The sequence below is a fragment of the Actinospica durhamensis genome, from assembly GCF_018139695.1.
GTDB classification, from domain to species: Bacteria; Actinomycetota; Actinomycetes; order Streptomycetales; family Catenulisporaceae; genus Actinospica; species Actinospica durhamensis.
In genome coordinates, this window is the sequence record NZ_JAGSOG010000592.1 from 1 (window position 1) to 1,195 (window position 1,195).

Sequence of the window (1,195 nt, forward strand, 5' to 3'; positions counted from 1 at the left end):
GTGCCGTCGGGGTGGGTGCTGATCGAGGTGGTGCGCTCGTGGAAACCCTTCGGCGGGCCGTGGTCGATGCTGGGGTCCAGCCAGTGGAACCATCCGACGGAACTCGGGCTCGCCTCGGTGGGCGGGGTGTGGCTGCTGAGCTTCGCGATCATGCTGGTGAACACGGCGATCGTGCTGGTCGTGGTGGCTCGGCCGCCGGTGCGCGCGCTGGTGGGGAGTGTCGGGGTGTTGGCGGTGGTGGCGGGGCCGCTGTGGTTTGCGGCGCATCCGCTGCCGGAGGCTTCGCGGGAGTTGAACGTGGCGCTGGTGCAGCCGGGCGTCATCCACGATCCTTGGGCTCGTGGCCAGGAAGGCGTCGTGCTGACGCAGGCGCTGGAGCGGCAGGGTTCGCATATCGGACTGGTGGTGTGGGGGGAGAGCAGCGCCGAGAACGACGTGACGAGTGACCCGGCGGCTCAGCAGCAGCTCGAGGCGATGTCGGCCGCGTTGAACGCGCCGATCCTGGTCAACGGCGATGCGATCCAGTCCCACGGCAACGCCCAGAAGGTCAGCTATCTGTACACGGCGAGCGGCGTTAACGGGCAGTATGCGAAGACGCGCCTGGTGATGTTCGGCGAGTACATACCGTTCCGGGGCGAGCTCGGCTGGCTCACCGGGCTGACCAAGGCCGCGGGGGTGAATCTGGTTCCCGGCGATGAGCTGGCCGTCTTCCAGGCGGGCGGCACGCGTATCGGGCCTCTGATCTGCTTCGAGTCGGCGTTCCCGGACATGGGGCGTACCGAGGCCGATCGCGGGGCGCAGCTGCTCGTCTACCAGTCCGAGGACTCGACGTTCCAGGGCAGTTGGGAGCCCGCTCAGCACGCCAGCCTCGCGGCGGTGCGTGCTGCCGAGACCGGACGACCGGCCGTGCAGGCGTCGCTGGCGGGTGTCTCGGCGGCCTTTGACGCGCAGGGGCGGCAGTTGGCCTGGCTGCCGAAGTCGACGGTCGGGACGGTGACGGTGACGGTGCCGATTCAGGTGACTGACACGCCGTACGACCGGTTTGGCAACTACGTCCCGATCGTGTGCGCCGGGTTGACGGGGGTGAGCTTAATCGCGATCTACAGGTTGCGGCTGATGGCGGATCCGCCTCGGATCGAGGACTGAGGAGTGGATCTGTAGATAGACGTAGACAGACTGTCTCTTATACGCATCT

Annotated in this window: 1 protein-coding gene; it reads left to right on the plus strand. The window is 67.5% G+C overall.

Annotated features, from left to right (window positions below; genetic code table 11):
• On the plus strand, positions 1 to 1,146 hold a 1,146-nt coding region (gene lnt, locus KDL01_RS41235), incomplete at its 5' end, for an apolipoprotein N-acyltransferase (RefSeq protein WP_212534161.1).
• Positions 1,147 to 1,195 lie beyond the last annotated feature (49 nt).